This is a genomic window from Candidatus Vallotia laricis (genome assembly GCF_020541325.1).
In the GTDB taxonomy this organism is placed as follows: domain Bacteria; phylum Pseudomonadota; class Gammaproteobacteria; order Burkholderiales; family Burkholderiaceae; genus Mycetohabitans; species Mycetohabitans laricis.
In genome coordinates this window covers 241178-261239 of sequence record NZ_CP047399.1, presented here as the reverse complement: position 1 = coordinate 261239, position 20062 = coordinate 241178, and the positions used below count along the sequence as shown (strand labels likewise).

The following is a 20062-nucleotide window of genomic DNA, read 5'->3' as shown; positions in this document are numbered from 1 at the left end:
CCAGCGCAGCACGCTAGTTATTTATTCACATCTGCTCACAACATAGGTACAAGAGCGCAAATTTCAATGCCCTGACTCAGACTCTGGCGAAGCTACAGTCACTAGTGCAGGACGTAGAACTCGGTCAGCAATCACATAGCCTTTTTGTAACACGCTGACGATTGTGTTGGGCGCCTGCTCAGCTGGTACGATAGAGATAGCTTGATGCCAGTGCGGATCGAATTTTTCACCGACAGGATTAATCTGAATGACGCGACCTTTCTCTAAGGCGCTTGATAATTGACGTAATGTCAGTTCAATGCCCTCCCGGACCTTTTCTAAGTCTCCTGCGATGTCCGCCAGTGCGGCCTCGAGACTATCGACAACCGGTAAAAGATGCTTAGCGAAACTCTCAATGGCGAACTTGTTAGCCTTAGAAACATCGTCCTGAGTACGGCGCCGTACGTTCTCCGTCTCTGCGTGGGCGCGTAGCAAACTCTCATGCAATTCAGCAATCTTGGTATGCGCTTGCTCAAGTGCCTTGGCATCGGTGACTACTGGCTGTGCTGCCATATCGTCTTCGCGATGTTCACCGGACGGCTTCTCATGTCCGACATGCGACGATTGTGTGCTGTCGCTGTCAAGTTCGGTATTCAATGCAGAAAAATTTTGGCTAACTTGCGTCTCTTCCATAGTGGCCATGGTCAATTTCAGTCAATAGTTAATTCGACTATTCCCGCGCCCGGCTAACCTGCGGGTACTGGGGCACAGGATACATACACCTACCTAATCGACTTGGGGTCAATGCAAGACTTTTCAATAGCTCACTATAAAAGTCACGTTTACATGACAAAGCAAGCAAGACATCTGTGCCTTGATATAGAGAAAATAGTCCTTGTTGTGTTAATCGTCTGTATTACTCATTGATTTTGTATATACCCTATAGTAGGGAGCACCGGTAGGGAACACCGCATCAAATGCGATCACATTAAAGCACTTGAGTTGATTTAATGTGTTTTATATGTGAGTGTGCTATTCAATCATTAATAAACATAGCACACTAGCTTAGTGCCAACAGATACCTAAGCCATCGACCTACGTTTGATATGCTGACGTAATAAACACTTAATTTCTTTAACACCCTTGCACATCTGAGCGCTGTTATACAGCTGTGTAAAGCAGAATCGTTAAGCGCCGATAGTCTAGCTATGGTAGCTAAGGGAGCTTGATGACTCACCGGTCAGCCAAGAACTTCTTTATAGCACTGCACTCGAATTATGTATATCGTCGGTGTTATGGGAGTGCTTAAGATTAATTCAAAATGCTTTAACACAGTGCGCAAAACGCCTGAGTGACTTGAGTTATAATACATCATATAAAGATATGGCCTTAGTTGGCTGCATTATTTTGCTGACAAAGCCCTATCGATTTACTGGTGAAGTCCTGCGGCGCTACTGTAAAAACTGCATGTTGATATATTCAACTAAACTAGTTGAATGCCATGGAGAATAGCTGCATGAGACTAATATGATCTAGTGTCGCAAATTACCCAGAATGTGAAGATCGATAGCGAAGTCCCTATCCCTTATTAGATAACCAAATATCAATATTCTAAGCACATTACCCCCACTTCAACATAAGTACTATATTGGGAATCTAAAACAGATTTTTCGGAATACTGGCTACTACCGATAATTTTCTATGTCTCGCTCGGATTAAGCTTGTAATATACCGCATGCTTGACTTGGATTTCGTGTCTAACAAACTTCGCGGTTATCGTGCGTTCACAAACAATCTATATCCGTGCTTCTTAGATTTTAGTTGACCCTTAAAATCAGATCAAAAGCTCTGATCCCACCAAGAGTGATATACGTTACTTAGATTCTTGCTGGGCTAAATTTAAGGATTGAATATATTTGTAAACGATCAGCTAATCTTCGTAGCTGTACCGTGCACTTAGCATTTTATACAGAATCTGTGTATAGGAAATAAACTATCGCAGAAAGTTTGCTATTTATCCGAAAGCATATGCGACGAAAACTGCGAAAGCATGTAGTTTTTTAGACACTTATGGTGTAATGCGGTCATGAAAATTGGCCCATTTAAAACTGTTGCACTAATTGGTCGCAACAACTCCTCTAGCGTCGGAAAGCCTCTTATCGCACTCGCCGGGTGTTTGACGCAACGTGGGTTTCGGATCGTATTTGAAGCCGAGACGGCACGCGAAAACGGACTGCACTCCTATCCAGCACTCGTCCCGGACGAGATCGGTGCTTGCGCAGACGTTGCTATTGTGCTCGGTGGCGATGGCACGATGCTAGGCATCGGTCGGCAACTTGCTCCATACCATACCCCTCTCATCGGCATCAACCACGGCCGACTTGGATTTATTACCGATATTGCGCTCGCTGATATAAACCAGTTGCCGCAAATGCTATTGGGAAATTATGAGCGCGAGGAACGCTCGTTAGTGGAAGCTCGAATTATGCGAAATGGTGTGTCAATTTACCACGCTCAGGCCCTCAACGATGTTGTTGTTAATCGCAGTGGCTTCTCTGGGATGACAGAGTTACGCGTGTCGGTCGACGATAATTTTATGTCGGATCAACGATCAGACGGGCTAATTGTAGCTACACCAACTGGTTCAACTGCGTATGCGCTTTCTTCTAACGGCCCGTTACTACATCCCCAATTGCAAGGGATTGTACTGGTGCCAATCGCACCACACGCATTATCAAACCGGCCGATTGTTCTTCCTGACACGTGTCGGATCTCGATTCGAATTATTGGTGGACGCAGTGTTAATGTGAACTTTGATATGCAGTCATTCACCACACTTCAACTTGAAGATACAATCGAGGTTTGGCGCTCTAGGTACACGGTACCGCTTCTACATCCAATTGGATATAGTTATTACCGGACTTTGCGTAAGAAACTGCACTGGAATGAGCATTCGTCGCTATGTTCGGAGAAATCTAGCTGAACTATGCCATCTTCACCTACGGCCTAAATCATTATCAATGTAGCTTATCAGCTTTTCACGACGACCGCTTTCTTTGCTTATGATACGTCATCTATCAATCCGAGATTTTGTTATCGTCGCCCCTCAATCTTGATTTCGAGCGAGGATTTACCGTTTTTTCTGGTGAAACTAGTGCCGGAAAATCTACCTTTATCAATGCGTTATCGCTAGCGCTTGGCGATCGAGCCGACGCATCGGTGGTGCAGATTGGACAGAGTCGCGCAGATATCACTGCTGAGCTTGATGCGCATACGAGCGCTGCGCAGTGGCTTATTAAGCATGCGTTTGATAATGGCAATAAGATGCGTAACGCTTCGCCGAGTGATGGATTCTAAATGGCCGTTCACGTGCATTTATTAATGGTGTGGCAGCTACTCTTATCCAATTACGAGATTATCGGTAGCATGCTCGTAGATATTCATGGTCAGCATGCGCATCAGTTACTGATGCGCCGCGGTACACAACGTGATCTATTTGATGCCCATTCAGGCTTTAAAGCTCTATCTGCGGACGGTTGCACAAGCGTGGTGCATTTTGCGCGACGCTGAAGCGGCTATGAAGATCGTAAAGATACAAGAGAGCGAGATGCAACTCGAGCGTGATCGGTTAGTGTAGCAGTTTTCAAAGCTCGAGAGGCTAGCACCACAACCGGGAGAATGGAATCAAATAAGTGTTGAGCACGACCAGCTAGAGCACGCAGCAAATTTGCTCGATAGTGTGCGATATCAGCGCTAGATGCCTTATCTACATCAGATAACGCTATGATTACGCAACTAAGCGCAATTATTATGAAACTGCGCACTCTAGCCGAGATCGATGATACACTCAATGACCAGTTGGATACCCTGTAGACTTCTGAAATTCAACTACAAGAAGCGGCTTACTCGCTCACCTACTATGTACAGAGAATAGACCTTAGCCCGGTTAGACTTACCCAGATTGGGGATCGGCTGAATGCGTTACATTCTATTGCGCGCAAATTCCGAATGCAACCGGACGCACTACCATATAAGCTAATAGCACGACGAACCCAGTTACAAGTGCTGGATCTAGCACTAGATATTGATGCACTGCAAGATGCTCAATCTCGTGTGGGGCACGATTATATGCTCCTTGCGGAGCGACTATCTCAATCCCGAATCAAGGCAGCTAAGACACTAAGTAGCTTAGTGACTACCTAGATGCAAGACTTACAATGGCTGGGGGACGTTCGAAGTTGCATTGGAATTATTATCCACAGACAACCGGCACGGGCTCGAGCAGTCGAGTTCCGAGTAGCCAGCCATGCTGGAATGCGATTGGGGCCACTAACAAAGGTTGCTTCGGGAGGTGAGTTAGCGCGAATTAGCCTTGCACTGTCAGTAATCATGAGCACTTCGAGCTCAACGCCAACACTCATTTTCGATGAGGTCGATAGCGGAATCGGCGGTGCGGTAGCAGAAATCGTTGGGCGTTTGTTACAACAAAGAGCCATACGACCGAATTCGGACGCTGTTCGATTATAGCTAGCGACGATACTCCCCAAGCCTTATAAATACGGCCCGTGGATGGTCACCTTCATCAAAGTCATGAGTAGTACCCCGCGCTCTAGATATCCAGGATTAATGAAAACTTGATTAGCGAAACTTGATTACAGCTCTATCATATCGTCTCGATATGATAGAGGCAGTTTCAATATGCTGTCTGCATATAGATATACTGACTATACGGATCTTAGACTATACACACATTTAGTGAAAATCTGACTATGAGATCGGTGCTAGAAAACTCCTTAGTTTTTTTGTAAATAAAGATCGCATCGATTGTAGACAACAATCCTAACTAACCCCCGACTTTCCGCTTCTTGCGACCAGTAAAGATATCTAAGACTATTGCCATATGATTAGCATGTATGCTCATCGACATACGGAACTCGGCATTGTTATAGCAAGATAAAAGATCGACATCTTATATTTTTAGCGTGCTAATTTTTCTCTGGCACATTTTATAAGCTAGCTAAATCAAACTCTCACTGTATAAAAACTCAGTGCACATAAATTTTTCAGTAAGTACTGAGCATATTGCGCCCTCTAAGACTAATTTAGTATCGAAAACAGGTTTATAGTTTTGCGCGTATAATAATAGTATATTTGTTAAATTTTTTTCTCTACCCCTATTATACGCTTCTCGCATGCTAGCTTGCCAGGCAAGACTCGACCTCAAAAATACGCATAATAAAGAATCTAGAGGTGAGTGGTGAATTGGCCAAGCGACCGTATTTTGCGACGCATACTCTGGTTTTGTACTACCTTGGCTATCACACTATACTTCGGCGCGATAGCTACGTACTGTAGTTTACGTTATGTTATCTTTCCCCGGTTAGATTCGATGCGGCCGTATGTCGAGCAATGCATCTCGGATTCTCTTCGAGCCCAGGTTCATATAAATAAGTTAACTTGGCGCTGGAGCGGACTGCAACCCACGCTAGAGATTGACCATCTAACGATTATAGGTTCAGATAGGCGTCGTATGCTTAAGGTTCCTACGGCCAGTGCAACGTTATCATGGCGTTCATTATTGCATCTGGCGCCAGTACTTTCGAGTCTAATAGTGGAGCAACCAGAAATTTTCGCAGAACGATGTACTGATGGTACTTATACGATTGCAGGTATTCGGATTGATCCACGTCAGCATAGCAATAGCGCGTTCCTTGGCTGGCTGATGGTGCAGCGCAACATATTATTGCGTGGTGGTATTTTGCACTGGACCAACATGCCTCGCGATTTACCGACACTAACGTTTCGAGGCATCTGCGCGGTTATTAACAACCAGGGTCTAAATCACCAGTTCAGCTTGCAGGCTCAACCAGATGGACATTTGCTTCGCGGGCCGATTACCCTCTGTGCACAATTTCATCATTCTCCGCTGAAGCTACTCACGGAATTATCTGGTTGGAGCGGTACGATTTTTGCTTCGAGTGGCAACATAGCTTTGCCTAGATTGACTCGATATACGGATGTATGCTTGGATGTACAGAGCGGTATACTAGATGTAGTCGGGTGGTTTAACTTCGCGTCTGGCGAATGGAGAAGTGCACGCGGCGTATTATCCGGATCGGATTTACGGCTGCGTATAGACCAAAAGCTACCACAGCTAGACGTGCCCAGTATTCGTCTGGATTGGGCGCTTTGTCACAATAAGATAAGCGATCTCGCTTATACACTAAATCTAAGCAATATGCGCCTGGAGCTTGGCGGGCAAGCCCCACTTGATGACGGAACACCGATTACCCGGGTGCTAGGCATGAGTAAATTTAACGGCGAGTTCCGCCGTGCAACGCTAAGCCGGGGCCAATTTATCGGTATCAGCGGAGACTTGCTTGATGTTGGACTTCTTGCGCAGCTTATGCGTGCATTACCACTACCCCATCGCATACTTCATGTATTAGAACAGTTTGACCCACGAGGTAAGCTGGTAAACTACGGTATACAGGTGGAGCGTCGTGCTCCACATAGCCTCGAAGCTAGCAGTATAGATGCAATCGGGGACGGTGATCCAATTACACGTTATCGCATTAATGCCGTACTAGAAGGAGCTAGCTTTAGCGCGAAGGAGCTGCTCCCTGGCGCTAAAAATATCTGGGGTAAAATCAACGCCGACCAGAATGGTGGTTATGCCATGATTGATACTACAAACGCCGTAATTACGATCCCGGCAGTATTAGACAATCCGCGACTTACGTTTAAACGGTTTATGACCGAAACGACATGGACTACGAGTTCACCGCTATCCTCAGATTTTTCCGGACCAGCTCTTACGGTTCACATCTCTAGACTTATCCTCGATAATAAAGACCTGTGCGCCAGCGCGAGTGGTATATATTCAAATCCTGGCTACGGATATGGCAATCTTAACATAGAGGCAATATTTGATAGGTTATCGCTTTCCAGTCTTGCACGATATCTTCCGATCAGTGTCGGTAAAAATATCCGAGCCAAGCTGAGCCACGCACTAATAGCCGGAACCGCGCATAATGCAACAATATCTATCCACGGAGCACTAGCGCAGTTCCCGTACATGAGTAATCCACAAGCTGGAATATTAAAGATAGTTGTGCCATTTCGAGACGGTAGTTTTGATCCAACGCTACGTGCGACCAAGCGGATGAGTAAAAGTGCGCCGGGGATATGGCCTAAGTTCGACGGCATCGACGGGCTGTTCTGGATTAGCCGGAATATGTTGCGCTTTGATATCAAGCGCGCACACTACCGTCAAGTCATACTTACCCAGTTGACGGGCCACATTGACGATTTATCTACATTACACTCGGATCTATCGATTAGCGGTGTAGCTAGTGGCCCTTTAGACGACATGATGAATTATGTGAATCACAGCTTACTCGCGGCACTATCTAACCATTCATTCAAGATCCTGAAAGCCAAAGGTGATGCGACGCTAATGCTTCGTCTGGAGATTCCACGTTATCCAAATACATCAAATATCCGCGTGAACGGTTCCCTGAGCTTAGCCGACAATACGGTATCGTTTGCACCCAGCAATCGGCCTGTAGTAATTCCACCTATTACGCAGATTCATGGTAAGGTAAACTTCACCGAACACGACATGATAATTCAACATATGGCCGGCCACTTCCTTGGTGGGAATATTTATGCCAAAGGATGGATCCATGAAGATAGAGTAGGTAGCTTTAATGTGTCTGGCCACTTATGCACCAATGCGGTCAAGGCCGCAGTGCTACCCGGACCATTGGCTACTCTACTGACTCGCATCTCGGGTTTCGCTCCTTACTCAATAGCTATACATACGCGTAAGAACGAACTGCCTAATATCTCTGCGACCTCAGATCTAAGTGAGCTCGCGCTGCAATTACCAGCGCCATTCACAAAGCAGGCTGGCGTACCAATGCCATTCTCATTAAGCCTTAAACCAGCGACTTCTGGAAAACAATCTACGACAGATATAAGTCAGCTAGATGCTCGACTCGGTCCGATCAACCTTATTTACCTAGTTCGCTATAGCAATAACAATAGGCTAACAATTATGCACGGCGCGATTGCCGTAAACCAAAAAGCAGAACTATCTAGTAAAAGCGAAACAACTATAGCAGGAGACTTAGTAAATGTTGACGCAGACGCGTGGCGCGCTCTGCTCGATAGCATATCATCTCGCACCAACTCGATATCAACTAAGTTAGCCGCTGCTACACCATCGCTACATCCTATAGCGGATCGTGTAAACCCAATGCTTTGTTTTCCAGACATGGCTTCTTTGTTTAATCTATCAGACAATATTAGCTCGATTATGCCTACCTGCGTTAACCTGCACTTCAATACGTTAACATTGTTAAACCGTTGCTGGGAAAACATAGTAATCCATGCGACTAAAACACCAGGCGTATGGATGACTAATATTATATCGGATCAAGTATCCGGCCATATCGCGTGGCATTCACGGACATCCCATAATCCATATGGACGATTTGATATACGTCTAGAGAAACTAGTAATCCCAAATGCTCGCAAGGCGACATTAATGAATCTAGAGCTCGAGGAGCCAGCGCAAAATTTCCCATCAATAGACCTAATCGCTAACGAATTTACGATACGCGAACATAATCTCGGTAAGCTAAAAGTCAATATACGCAGCATTGACGAAAATAATACGCCAGTCTGGCAATTAAATAAATTAGATGTGATAAATCTGGCAGCTAAGCTATCAGTGACTACAATCTCGCGAACGACACGACACACGAGAAATCATAACTACACGAATATTAGCGGAAACAGTAACTTACTAAGCACAATGCTGAATTTCAGGCTTGATATCGCCGATGGAGGTGCCTTACTCGACCGTCTCGGCCTACCCCGTATACTACGGGGCGGTAGTGGTGCGCTATCAGGAAAAGTTAGCTGGAAAGGTAGGCTGACGCATATAAATTATGCGAAGTTAGATGGAAATCTATTGTTTAGACTAGTGCATGGGAGCATCCCGAAAATCAATCCGGGCGCGGCTAAGCTGCTAAGCATACTAAGTCTAAAATCTCTTGCCCGATTAGCGATGTTAGATTTAAGCGAATTCTCTGGAGAAGGACTACCATTTGATAAAATTTCTGCTACTAGCACGATTAGAAACGGCATTGCTAAGATCAATAACTTTACACTAAATGGTGTATCCGCTAGGCTTATATTGCAAGGAAATATAAATCTCAACCGTGCACGGCAAGATCTACTCGTAACAATAGTGCCATTGTTGCACGTAGATACAGTGGCGCTCGCTACAGCCATAGTCAACCCCCTACTTGGCTTAGGGACGTTTATTGCTGATCTAGTCTTGTCTGAACCAATTTCACAGTCATTCGCACGCCACTATGCAGTAACTGGCTCGTGGTCACATCCGCGAGTTGAGTGGTTGCCGAAGAATGGCGGTAAGATGAAAAGATTCGAGGCTTATCCATTATAGTAATGAACAAATTTATTTTCCAAGAAAGCAATGTCGGGCGACAACCTACATAGCTTCTCATAATAAATCGCTCGCGCTTTAGATCGCGATATCGAAATATCAACCCCCGTCTATTTACCAGGCAAACGGCCGAGCTCGTATGAATATCATCGAACCAAATTCCTGTCATCTAGATACTGCTAAAGACCTACTTCTTACACATCATGGGCTTGATGAGCCTATTCTTCTGCGCACGCTGAGCGAGATTTTTTCCAATCGCGTCGACTATGCAGATTTATACTTTCAAACAACCCGTAGTGAAACATGGAGCCTAGAAGAGGGCATTGTTAAATCAGGAAGTTTTAGTATTGACCAAGGTGTGGGTGTGCGAGCAATAGTCGGTCAGCATACAGCATTCGCATACTACGATGACTTATCACCGCAAGCGTTACTACAGGCAGCTCAGGCTACCCGCTCTATCTCGCGGGTGGGTGGCGGAGAAGCTTGTGTGCGATCTACCGGAGCGTTACATAGTATAGCGAGCCACAATGTATATCGATCGATTGATCCGCTAAACTCGCTGGATGCGAATTCAAAAGTTGCCATGCTAGAACGCATCGAAAAAATGGCTCGGGCGAAGGATCCACGCGTTACGCAGGTTATGGCAAGTCTATCAGGTGAATACGATGTTGTCCTGGTAGTGCGTAGCGACGGCGCGTTAGCTGCTGACGTTCGGCCCTTAGTACGCGTATCAGTTACGGTTATCACCGAGCAAAACCATCGACGCGAAATTGGTATGAGCGGGGGTGGAGGTCGCTACGGCTATGCCCACTTCACCGAAGAAGTACTGACAAGCTATGTCGACAATGCTGTGCATACCGCATTAGCAAACTTAGAGGCACTCCCTGCGCCCGCTGGCACGATGACAGTTGTACTCGGTCCTGGGTGGCCAGGTATACTACTGCATGAGGCTATTGGTCACGGATTGGAGGGCGACTTCAATCGTAAGGGCTCATCAGCGTTCGCTGGACGCATTGGTGAGCGAGTTGCTGCTAATGGCGTTACAGTGGTCGATAATGGTGCCTTAGAGAATCGTCGAGGCTCCTTGAACATCGATGACGAAGGAAACGCTACACAATGCACAACGTTGATTGAGGATGGAATCCTGACCGGCTATATGCAAGATACACTTAACGCTCGGCTGATGAAGATGAAAGTGACTGGCAATGCTCGTCGGGAATCGTATGCAGCATTACCGATGCCTCGAATGACAAATACCTACATGTTAAATGGAAACAAAGATCCTGTTGAGATTATTGCGTCGGTTAAGCATGGTTTATACGCGGTAAATTTTGGTGGTGGGCAGGTTGATATTACGAATGGTAAGTTTGTGTTCTCGGCCTCGGAGGCCTATATGATCGAGAATGGCAAGATTTCTTACCCTGTCAAGGGTGCGACACTAGTAGGAAACGGACCGGAAGTGCTTAAATATGTATCACTGATCGGAAATGATATGTCGTTAGACATGGGTGTAGGCATATGCGGCAAGGAAGGTCAGAGCGTTCCGGTTGGAGTTGGGCAGCCGACACTGCGCATCGACCGAATGACAGTAGGTGGAACGATATAACACTCTTTGGCAACACAGCGCATGTTATGTTTGTAGCACAAATTACATAATTTAGTTATTTATGCCTAATGTCACCCCCCTATTACCGATGAAATCTAATTCAAGGGCTATATGTTTTAGCCTACATTAGGCCAATTTTCAATTGCAAAATAAGTGCTGATATTTAAACTGTAAATTTGCATAAGGCGCCGAACGCTATGTATAAGCATGCACAAATTGAGCTGAAAATAATAATATCCCCACAAGAAGCTAATTAGAAAGTTGATGTCATCCCTTATATGGTGACATTCGGAGATAGTTGGGCATAGGATGCCATTTTTAGGGCAAGCACTTCACGTAGCAGTCAAGCAAAAAGCGTTTTTATACGTTGCAGGGAGGGGAGTTTATAGCATTGATGTAGTATCTATAATGCCGCCACCTAAGCAAATATCACCGTTATATAATACGGCAGATTGCCCTGGCGTTACTGCCCATTGTGGCTGAGTAAAGCGCAACGCAAAATGGCAATCTGACATGTAGTGGAATGTACAAGCAGCATCTTGCTGACGATAGCGTGTTTTAGCTACACATTCCAATCCTTCCTGCGGTGCGTTACCTGAAATCCAGCTAGCACTCTTTCCCCGCAAAGTCGAGCTAAGTAAGCTAGGGTGATCATGCCCCTGCACAATATGTAGGGTATTGTTTATGATATCTTTACTAAAGACGAACCATGGTTTTCCGCTACCATTTCGCCGGCCGCCTAAGCCGATTCCTTTTCGCTGACCTAATGTATAAAATGCTAGGCCAATATGTTTGCCAACGATATTGTTATCCCAGGTTTTCATTGGGCCGGGATCGATAGGCAAATAGCGATTTAAGAAAGCACGGAACGGCTGCTCCCCGATAAAACAAATTCCAGTCGAGTCTTTTTTTTCTGCGTTAGGTAATTTAATTCGTGCCGCAATTTCTCGAACTTTTGACTTCATCATTTCCCCAAGCGGAAACAGTGTACAGCTCAACTGTGATTGATCCAAGCGATGTAGGAAATAAGATTGATCTTTAGATAAATCTAGTGCCTTAAGTAGTTTAAATCGCTTACCGGTCTCTCGAATACGGGCATAGTGTCCAGTTGCAATAATTTGAGCACCGAGAGCTATCGCGTGTTCTAGAAATGCCTTGAATTTGATTTCCGTATTACACAATATATCTGGATTAGGTGTTCTGCCTGCCGAATACTCTCGCAGAAACTCAGCAAAAACCTTATCTTTATACTGTTTGGAAAAGTTTACTGCTTCGATATCGATACCAATGAGGTCTGCAACCGATGCGACGTCAATCCAATCCTGCCGGCTTGAGCAATATTCGCTATCGTCGTCCCAGTTTTTCATAAATAAGCCAATGACCTCATAGCCTTGCTGTTTAAGCAGCCACGCAGCGACTGAGGAGTCTACTCCGCCGGATATTCCAATGACGACGCGTTGTTTTGTCATGATGTATTATCTAGGTGCCACTAACGCTAGTTAAGTTCCTTAAATTTGGTTTTGGCACACTAGTTTAATATGCTAAAACTAACTGATACTGTCCTAAATTGGGTAAAGCAAGGTGTCCGGACTAGACATATCTTTAATATAATCTTATGCGCATCTTGATGCATTCTCTGCTCCAATGCTACTAGAGGAAAAATATATAAGCATATAAATAGCCAACCTAACCTAACTATATAACATATATATCAATAATTTTAGATTGTATTAATATGTAGTGTAATCAGCAGCACATGTCTGTGTTGCTGATTATGGCAGCCTGTTCTCTGCTAGACAGACGCCGATCCTAAGCTATGCAGAGTAATTTATATTTCTAGTTTAGTACTACATGCTTTTAAGAATGATATCGGGTGTAATCTAATCGATAACAATAAGAGCTTACAAGGACATATATATGGTCGGAATGCTCGTCGAGATACAGAATCTATACATTAAATTATGTCGTGTTACTAAAAACACATAAATTATGTAAATGCATACTCATTGCTAACGCTAGCGTTAGCATACTAGTGCAGTTATATATTGAAATAGAATAGCTGGCATTTAAGTGCGCCGTTGTATAACGGCGTCTTCGTCGATGCACGCAGTTGCATCTGACCCGGCAGCTTCCGATCGGAGCTGAATACGAATACTTTCCAGCCAAGGAACTGCTGCCTTAGCACGTTGCCAAATTCGCGAAAAAATATATTATTCGCGTTACTCGGGTTGGAAGTTTGGAATTCTGTGCTGCTGTTCCAGTAGCGAGGAGCTCTCCGGAGATGCACCGATATTCGCTCGCTATAAGGCGGATTCATAACTAACACGCCTGGCAGATCGCATGGCGCTACGATATCGAGCGCATCGCATTGTTTGAGCGATATCATCGATGAGCAGCTTGCACGCCGTAGGTTCTCTAAGGCCTTAGCCAGCATTTTATTAGATATATCACTGGCATAGATTAATAGAGTATTACTTAGCTTAGCGTAAGAGATAGCTTTGCAACTATCGTCTAGCGCCTGAGCTTTCATGCGCTGCCATGCGGCGATATCATAGTACCTAAACTTTTCGAAACTAAAATTTCGGTTGAGACCTGGAGCGATGCGCAGTGCGATCTGCGCGGCTTCGGCAATGAACGTTCCACTCCCACACATGGGATCAAACAGCGGATCGCTCCCGGTCCAGCCAGACAGACGAATGATCCCTGCGGCTAGATTCTCGCGCAACGGAGCGACCCCTTTATCTAGGCGCCACCCGCGCTTAAAGAGGGGCCTGCCGGAAGTATCTAGGTACAATGTGCAGTCTGTAGGAGTAATAAATGCTTTAATACGTATGTCTGGTGCGATCTTGTCGATATTAGGTCTTGCTCCAATCCGATCGCGCAGCCGGTCGCAGATAGCATCCTTAATACGTAGCATCGTAAATTCTATACTATGAAGTGGCGATTTTATTGCGGTTACATCTATCCGAAAGGTGCGACTAGCATCGAACCATTGCTCCCAAGGCTGTTCGCGTGCTAGCACATAAATGTCGTGCTCATCACAGTAGGGCTGGGTTACAACTTTCAATAGGATCCTGCTAGCGATTCGCGAATATAGATTTGCCATAAAGGCGGCAACCCATGTACCGCTGAACGGCACGCCGCCAGCTGTTCGCTCTTTCACAGCAAACGCCGGATTAACCTCGAGCACAGATAACTCGTAGAGTTCGGTGGCAAGCACGCCCTCTAAGCCGCGCGGGCAGGTGGCAAAAAATTCGAATTGGGTTAAAAAGGACATAAAAGAAACATGAGGCACAAAATAGACCAATGAATATAAATATTGCTGTATGTGATTGTGCTATGGATAGGCTAGTATCAAGCTGCGTTATCTTAGTTAGTAGGCGAGAGTGCCTATAGCAGACCACATAAACGCTAGATGATACCTTGCCATTTTAAACGAATGGTAGAATACAAAGTTATTTAGACCTTCTATAACGGAGAGACCGACGTGTTTATTTTCAATGCGTATGCCCAGAGCACATCTACCGTAGGCAGTGCTACTGACTTTATTCAGACGTACGGCTTATTTATCCTAATGATTACAGTACTGTACTTCTTTATGATTCGTCCTCAGCTAAAAAGGCAGAAGGAGCATCGAAACATGCTAACTACTCTGACTAAAGGCGATGAAGTGCTCACATCCGGAGGTATTATGGGTAAAGTATCTAGGGTCGGTGACGTTTACATTAGAGTAGAGTTATGTGACAGTACCGAGGTTACTGTCCAAAAAAACGCGATCTCCACAATTCTTCCCAAAGGTACTATAAAGTCTCTCTAATCCTAGAGCATATCTAGTCTCTGTGTGGCCTGGCGTCTGATGAGTCGTTTTATACCAAATAGAGTGGATCGGAGAACACCCTCGAGAACTTCCTTGTCTAGTTATCTCATGAATCGCTACCCCCCTTGGAAGAATGTTGTAATGCTACTAGCACTTGCTGTAGGCTTTCTATATACGTTACCAAACTTTTTTGGTGAGGTACCGGGGGTGCAGATATCCAGCGGGTCAGCGACTGTCAAGCTAGATTCATCAGTACTTGATACCGTCGAGTCAACGCTCAATGAGAATGATGTACATGCTAATAATATCATCTTCGACAGCCGAAATCAGAATCCAACTATTTACTTGCAGGTAAAGGATACCGATACGCAATTACGCGTAAAAGACCTGCTGCAAAAAACGCTAAATACCGATCCGAATGATCCAACTTATATTGTCTCGCTAAACCTACAATCAGCTTCTCCTCGCTGGCTATCTGCACTCCACGCACTACCGATGCATCTAGGTCTGGATCTCCGCGGTGGAGTGCACTTCCTATTGCAGGTGGACTTGCATGATGCATTGAATAAAAGGCTAGATTCGGACGCGACCGATGGTCGTATACTGCTACACGACAAATCAATCGACGATAGCTATGTAAATCGCATTGGCCAGACAGTGGTAGTCAACTGTAAAAATCAGGATGATGCAAGCCGCGCTTACCATCTACTGGCGGATAATATTACCGAGTTAAGTTGGCATCTTCTTCCGGTGTCACACGACTATAAAGTAGTAGGAAAATTTGCACTTGGTGTACAAAAAATAGTGCTAGACAGTGCACTAAAGCAAAATATTTTAACTCTAAATAATAGAGTAAACGAACTGGGTGTTGCAGAACCAATTGTGCATCGGCAAGGCGAAGACCGAATTGTTGTTGAGCTACCCGGCGTTCAAGATACCGCAAAAGCTAAAGATATTATTGGTCGAACCGCCACGCTTGAGGCTCGTATGGCTGATTACCCAAATCCCGTACGCAGTATTAAATCTCCCGCACCAGATGGTTATGATCTATTCACACAAGGCAATGGAGCACCAATATACTTAAAAAAGCAGATAATTTTCACAGGTCATCGAATTACCGATGCATCAGTCGATTTTGATGAGCATCAACGTCCATCAGTGAAGATCCGACTTGATGCCCATGGTGGACAGGTATTGCGTGACGTGTCACGTAATAATATTAACAAGATGATGGCAATCGTATTATTCGAAAAGAACAGGAGTGAAATTTTAACTGTAGCAACTATCCGATCTGAGCTGGGAGAAAACTTCCAGATTACTGGTCAACTAACGCCACAAGCAGCAACTGATCTTGCATTATTGTTGCGAGCTGGTTCACTAGCCGCACCGATGGAAATCATCGAGGAACGTACGCTTGGCCCGAGCGTGGGCCTGGATAACATTAGAAAGGGCTTTAACTCGGTGCAGTATGGGTTTCTCGCAATCACGGTTTTTATAATCTCGTACTATATGCTGTTTGGACTAATCTCGGTGATTGCGTTATCGGTGAACCTGTTTTTACTTGTCGCGGCTCTGTCAATAATTCGGGCGACCCTTACATTGCCTGGTATTGCGGCAATTGCGCTGACATTAGGAATGGCGATTGACGCAAACGTCCTTATTAATGAGCGCATCCGAGAAGAACTACGTCATGGAGCATCTGCTCAACTATCTATCCAGAATGGCTTCTTGCATGCATGGGTAACGATTCTAGATTCGAGCATCACGATGCTGATAGCTGGGCTAGCATTACTTACGTTTGGCTCGGGACCAGTGCGCGGCTTTGCTGTTGTGTACTGCATAGGCATACTAACATCTATGTTTTCTGCGGTATTTTTCGCGCGCGGGTTGGTAAACATCTGGTATGGTAAAAAGAAGCGACTTAAGTCGCTAGCTATCGGGCAAATATGGAGCCCGAAAGACTATACCTAGCATTATGTACCGCATATGCTAGGAAAAAAGTGTCCACTAGAATTAATGTGCCCCCCCCATAGGGGGTTGGGATGAAATCTAAACGCTCGATTTGACAATCGACTACCATCACAAAACGCGTCGCGCGAAGTAACATACTGACTGAGCTGCGTTAATCTTACTAAGTGCGCTCGGGAGAGCCTCATGGAATTTTTCCGGATTCGAAAAGATATTCCTTTCATGAAGTGGGCGTTAATCTTTAATATAATCTCACTTATAACCTTCCTTCTAGCAGTATTCCTTCTAGTACATCGCGGCCTGTATTTATCCGCTGAATTTACTGGCGGAACCGTGCTCGAAATCTGCGTGCCAAAAACAGAAAAGATTGATGCAATTCGCGATGCACTAGATAAGCTTCTGTATACCGATGCGCAAGTACAAACCTTTGGTACATCACATGATGTGCTAATTCGATTGCCACTAAAGGAAGGGTTGTCCTCAATGCAGCAGAGCAACCAGGTAATGGTTGCTCTGAAATCGATTGATGCTAAAATTAAGTTGCAGTGTGTGGAATTTATTGGACCACAGGTAGGAGAAGATCTAGTAACGAACGGATTATTTGCACTCACCTATGTAGTTATAGGGATTTTAATCTATCTTGCGTTTCGATTCAAATGGAAACTTGCAGTTGCTGGGATCGTTGCAAATTTGCATGACCTTGTGATTATTTTAGGTTGCTTCGCATTTTTCCAATGGGAGTTTTCTCTATCAGTATTAGCAGCAGTGCTTGCAGTGCTCGGTTATTCAGTTAATGAGTCGGTCGTCATTTTTGATCGGATTCGAGAAACGTTTCTACGGGAGCGTAATATGACAGTTACTGAGGTTATTAATCGCGCCATTACGCGTACAATATCGCGCACCATCATCACGCATGGCTCGACCCAGATGATGGTATTATCAATGCTTTTATTCGGAGGTATAACGCTGCACAATTTTGCACTAGCATTAACTATTGGTATCTTATTTAGTATCTACTCGTCAGTATTTGTTTCAGCTGCTCTCGCGACATGTCTCGGGGTTAAGCGTGGAGACTTAATCACAGAAAAGAATTGTGGGCAATCCTAAATAATCAAGATTTTGATACGCAGATACCATTATATTCTGCTCTTCAGAAATGTTATCTACCTTCGATAACAGACCCTCTTAGCTATAGTACTCTCAACTGGTTTTCAGGTGTAGACAACCTGTTTATATGTTCACCACGCGAATAGCTGCGTTACCAATTAACTATAAGAAGAATTGAGTATTTGCTCCTTCATTACTAGAAATAAAACCTTTTAGCAGATTAAATGACATCATCATATTAATGATTTATATTGGGTAGATTTAGTCTGAGACTAATTTCTCAAATATCGTAGATGCTAAGCGCATTAACAATGTTAATTCCCTATAATAAAGTTTAAAGCTAAAAATTTGAATTTTCTAGGTAAGTCATTTCTATATTTCATAGTAGCTTAGCTACTATATCGCAGAATGCAGCAAATGATAAAATTTTGGTCTTCCAATTTTCTAGAGCCGCTGTAGCGTTCTATGCCATGCCTAATATCTCTCCCGAGACTCTTTTTGCGCTAACTGTTTTATCACCACTAGATGGCCGCTATGCGGCTAAAACTGAACCCTTACGTGACTGGCTATCTGAAGCTGCATTTATGCGTTACCGTGTCACCGTTGAGGTTTATTGGCTGATCGCTCTATCACATACCGGGTTGCCTGAAATTCCAGCTCTCCCTGCACCATCTGAACAATTTCTGCACCAACTAGTAGAGAGGTTTTCCTTGCACGATGCTGCTCGTATTAAAGAAATTGAACATGTGACAAATCACGACGTGAAAGCGGTTGAGTACTGGATAAAAGAATCTTTTAAGGGCCAACCAGAACTAGAGCGCGCAAGCGCGTTTATCCATTTTGCCTGCACATCCGAGGATATTAATAACACGGCATATGCATTGATGCTCCAAGGAGCGTGTAAGCATGTAATGCAGCCAGCATTGCGCACCGTGTATCAGCGGCTGGTCATGCTCGCGCACGTACATGCCACGCAATCAATGCTATCACGAACGCATGGACAGCCAGCCAGTCCAACAACACTAGGTAAGGAAATTGCTAACATAGCTAGTCGTGTATCATGCGCTATTGATCAAATCTCCGCCGTGACGTTTCTAGGAAAAATGAATGGCGCAGTCGGAAATTTTAACGCTCATCTGTCTGCGTATCCGGATTTCGACTGGGAAAGTTTCGCCCGGGATTTCGTGCAGACGCGGCTTGGACTAACATTTAATTCTTATACAACTCAAATCGAGCCGCACGGCTATATAGCGGAATTATTTGATGCGTTTGCTCGGGCAAACACAATCTTATTGGATTTAGATCGCGACCTATGGGGCTACATCTCGCTAGGATATTTTAGGCAAAAGACAGAGCCAAAAGAGATCGGCTCGTCGACAATGCCGCATAAGGTTAATCCAATTGATTTTGAGAACTCTGAAGGAAACCTTGGGTTGGCTAATGCTATGCTACGCCATTTAGCAGATAAGCTTCCGGTGTCGCGCTGGCAGCGAGATCTGAGCGACTCAACAGTTCTGCGCAGCATTGGAATGGCATTCGGCTATTCGCTACTCGCATATGATGCACTGATTCGTGGACTTGATAAACTTGAGGTGAATCCAAAGCGAATTGATGAAGACCTAGATGATTGTTGGGAGGTACTAGCCGAACCAGTGCAGACAGTTATGCGACGCTATAACATCGAAAATCCATACGAGAAATTAAAGGAACTAACGCGAGGAAAAGAAATTACTCGCGTTATATTACACGCCTTTATTAGTACGCTAGCGATTCCAAGCGAGGCCAAAGTGCATCTTCTATCGATGACACCGTCATCTTATGTCGGTAAGGCGGTCGAGCTTGCGCAACGCATCGGAATTGAGTAATGCTAGAAACATACTGCTTTTTAGGCAAGCAGCTCGTCGACGCGCATTATTGCGAAGATAGGTATAAGCTATCAATCGTAGCTTATTACCTTTCTAACAATTAGAGACTTATATCTAATAAATTGCATTATTAAATATAACACTATAGATTATTTATTGAGTATCAATGTATAGTTTAAATGTTGAATTATACAGTTCTCCCCAGAGAGTAGGGTTACTGGTCTAAGACCAAAAATACC

General features: G+C 44.6%; 9 protein-coding genes and 2 pseudogenes. 8 read left to right on the top strand and 3 right to left on the bottom strand.

Annotated elements, in window-relative coordinates; genetic code table 11:
• Positions 1–63: 63 nt before the first annotated feature.
• Complete coding sequence (grpE, locus tag GKR41_RS01110; protein WP_420885661.1) at positions 64–687, bottom strand: nucleotide exchange factor GrpE; 624 nt, start codon at positions 685–687, stop codon at positions 64–66.
• A 1378-nt stretch (positions 688–2065) separates the two neighbouring features.
• Here grpE and GKR41_RS01105 point away from each other — a divergent pair.
• From GKR41_RS01105 to tldD, 4 genes and pseudogenes are all read left to right on the top strand, one after another.
• Complete coding sequence (locus GKR41_RS01105; RefSeq protein WP_226810023.1) at positions 2066–2962, top strand: NAD kinase; 897 nt, start codon at positions 2066–2068, stop codon at positions 2960–2962.
• A gap of 79 nt (positions 2963–3041) precedes the next feature.
• Positions 3042–4467: pseudogene (locus GKR41_RS01100) on the top strand (DNA repair protein RecN); the annotation flags it as partial.
• Between the two features lie 766 nt (positions 4468–5233).
• Complete coding sequence (locus GKR41_RS01095; protein WP_478210270.1) at positions 5234–9460, top strand: YhdP family phospholipid transporter; 4227 nt, start codon at positions 5234–5236, stop codon at positions 9458–9460.
• Between the two features lie 139 nt (positions 9461–9599).
• Complete coding sequence (gene tldD, locus GKR41_RS01090; protein WP_226810019.1) at positions 9600–11066, top strand: metalloprotease TldD; 1467 nt, start codon at positions 9600–9602, stop codon at positions 11064–11066.
• Between the two features lie 383 nt (positions 11067–11449).
• Here the strand turns inward: tldD and mnmA are convergent, their stop codons facing one another.
• Positions 11450–12535, bottom strand: a complete 1086-nt coding sequence (gene mnmA, locus GKR41_RS01085) for a tRNA 2-thiouridine(34) synthase MnmA (RefSeq protein WP_226810017.1) — start codon at positions 12533–12535, stop codon at positions 11450–11452.
• A 569-nt stretch (positions 12536–13104) separates the two neighbouring features.
• A complete protein-coding gene (locus GKR41_RS01080) occupies positions 13105–14343 on the bottom strand; it encodes a THUMP domain-containing class I SAM-dependent RNA methyltransferase (RefSeq protein ID WP_226810015.1) in 1239 nt (412 codons plus the stop codon).
• 210 nt (positions 14344–14553) lie between these two features.
• On the opposite strand from GKR41_RS01080, the gene yajC reads away from it, so the two are divergent.
• The 4 genes and pseudogenes from yajC to purB all read left to right on the top strand — a co-directional run bounded on the left by yajC (position 14554) and on the right by purB (position 19823).
• Entirely contained in the window at positions 14554–14883 is a 330-nt protein-coding gene (gene yajC, locus GKR41_RS01075; RefSeq protein ID WP_226810013.1) for a preprotein translocase subunit YajC, read from the top strand.
• Between the two features lie 108 nt (positions 14884–14991).
• Positions 14992–16839: pseudogene (gene secD / locus GKR41_RS01070) on the top strand (protein translocase subunit SecD); the annotation flags it as partial.
• A gap of 198 nt (positions 16840–17037) precedes the next feature.
• Positions 17038–17958 (top strand): protein translocase subunit SecF, encoded by a 921-nt coding sequence (gene secF, locus GKR41_RS01065; protein ID WP_226810009.1) that lies wholly within the window; start codon positions 17038–17040, stop codon positions 17956–17958.
• Between the two features lie 470 nt (positions 17959–18428).
• A complete protein-coding gene (gene purB / locus GKR41_RS01060; RefSeq protein ID WP_226810007.1) occupies positions 18429–19823 on the top strand; it encodes an adenylosuccinate lyase in 1395 nt (464 codons plus the stop codon).
• The last annotated feature ends 239 nt before the right edge of the window (positions 19824–20062 follow it).

What these genes read in the sequence shown, in the direction of transcription:
- GKR41_RS01105 (WP_226810023.1), top strand. Translation starts at nt 2,066, where the DNA reads ATGAAAATTGGCCCATTTAAAACTGTTGCACTAATTGGTCGCAACAAC.
- GKR41_RS01080 (WP_226810015.1), bottom strand. Translation starts at nt 14,343, where the DNA reads ATGTCCTTTTTAACCCAATTCGAATTTTTTGCCACCTGCCCGCGCGGC.
- mnmA (WP_226810017.1), bottom strand. Translation starts at nt 12,535, where the DNA reads ATGACAAAACAACGCGTCGTCATTGGAATATCCGGCGGAGTAGACTCC.
- secF (WP_226810009.1), top strand. Translation starts at nt 17,038, where the DNA reads ATGGAATTTTTCCGGATTCGAAAAGATATTCCTTTCATGAAGTGGGCG.
- purB (WP_226810007.1), top strand. Translation starts at nt 18,429, where the DNA reads ATGCCTAATATCTCTCCCGAGACTCTTTTTGCGCTAACTGTTTTATCA.
- tldD (WP_226810019.1), top strand. Translation starts at nt 9,600, where the DNA reads ATGAATATCATCGAACCAAATTCCTGTCATCTAGATACTGCTAAAGAC.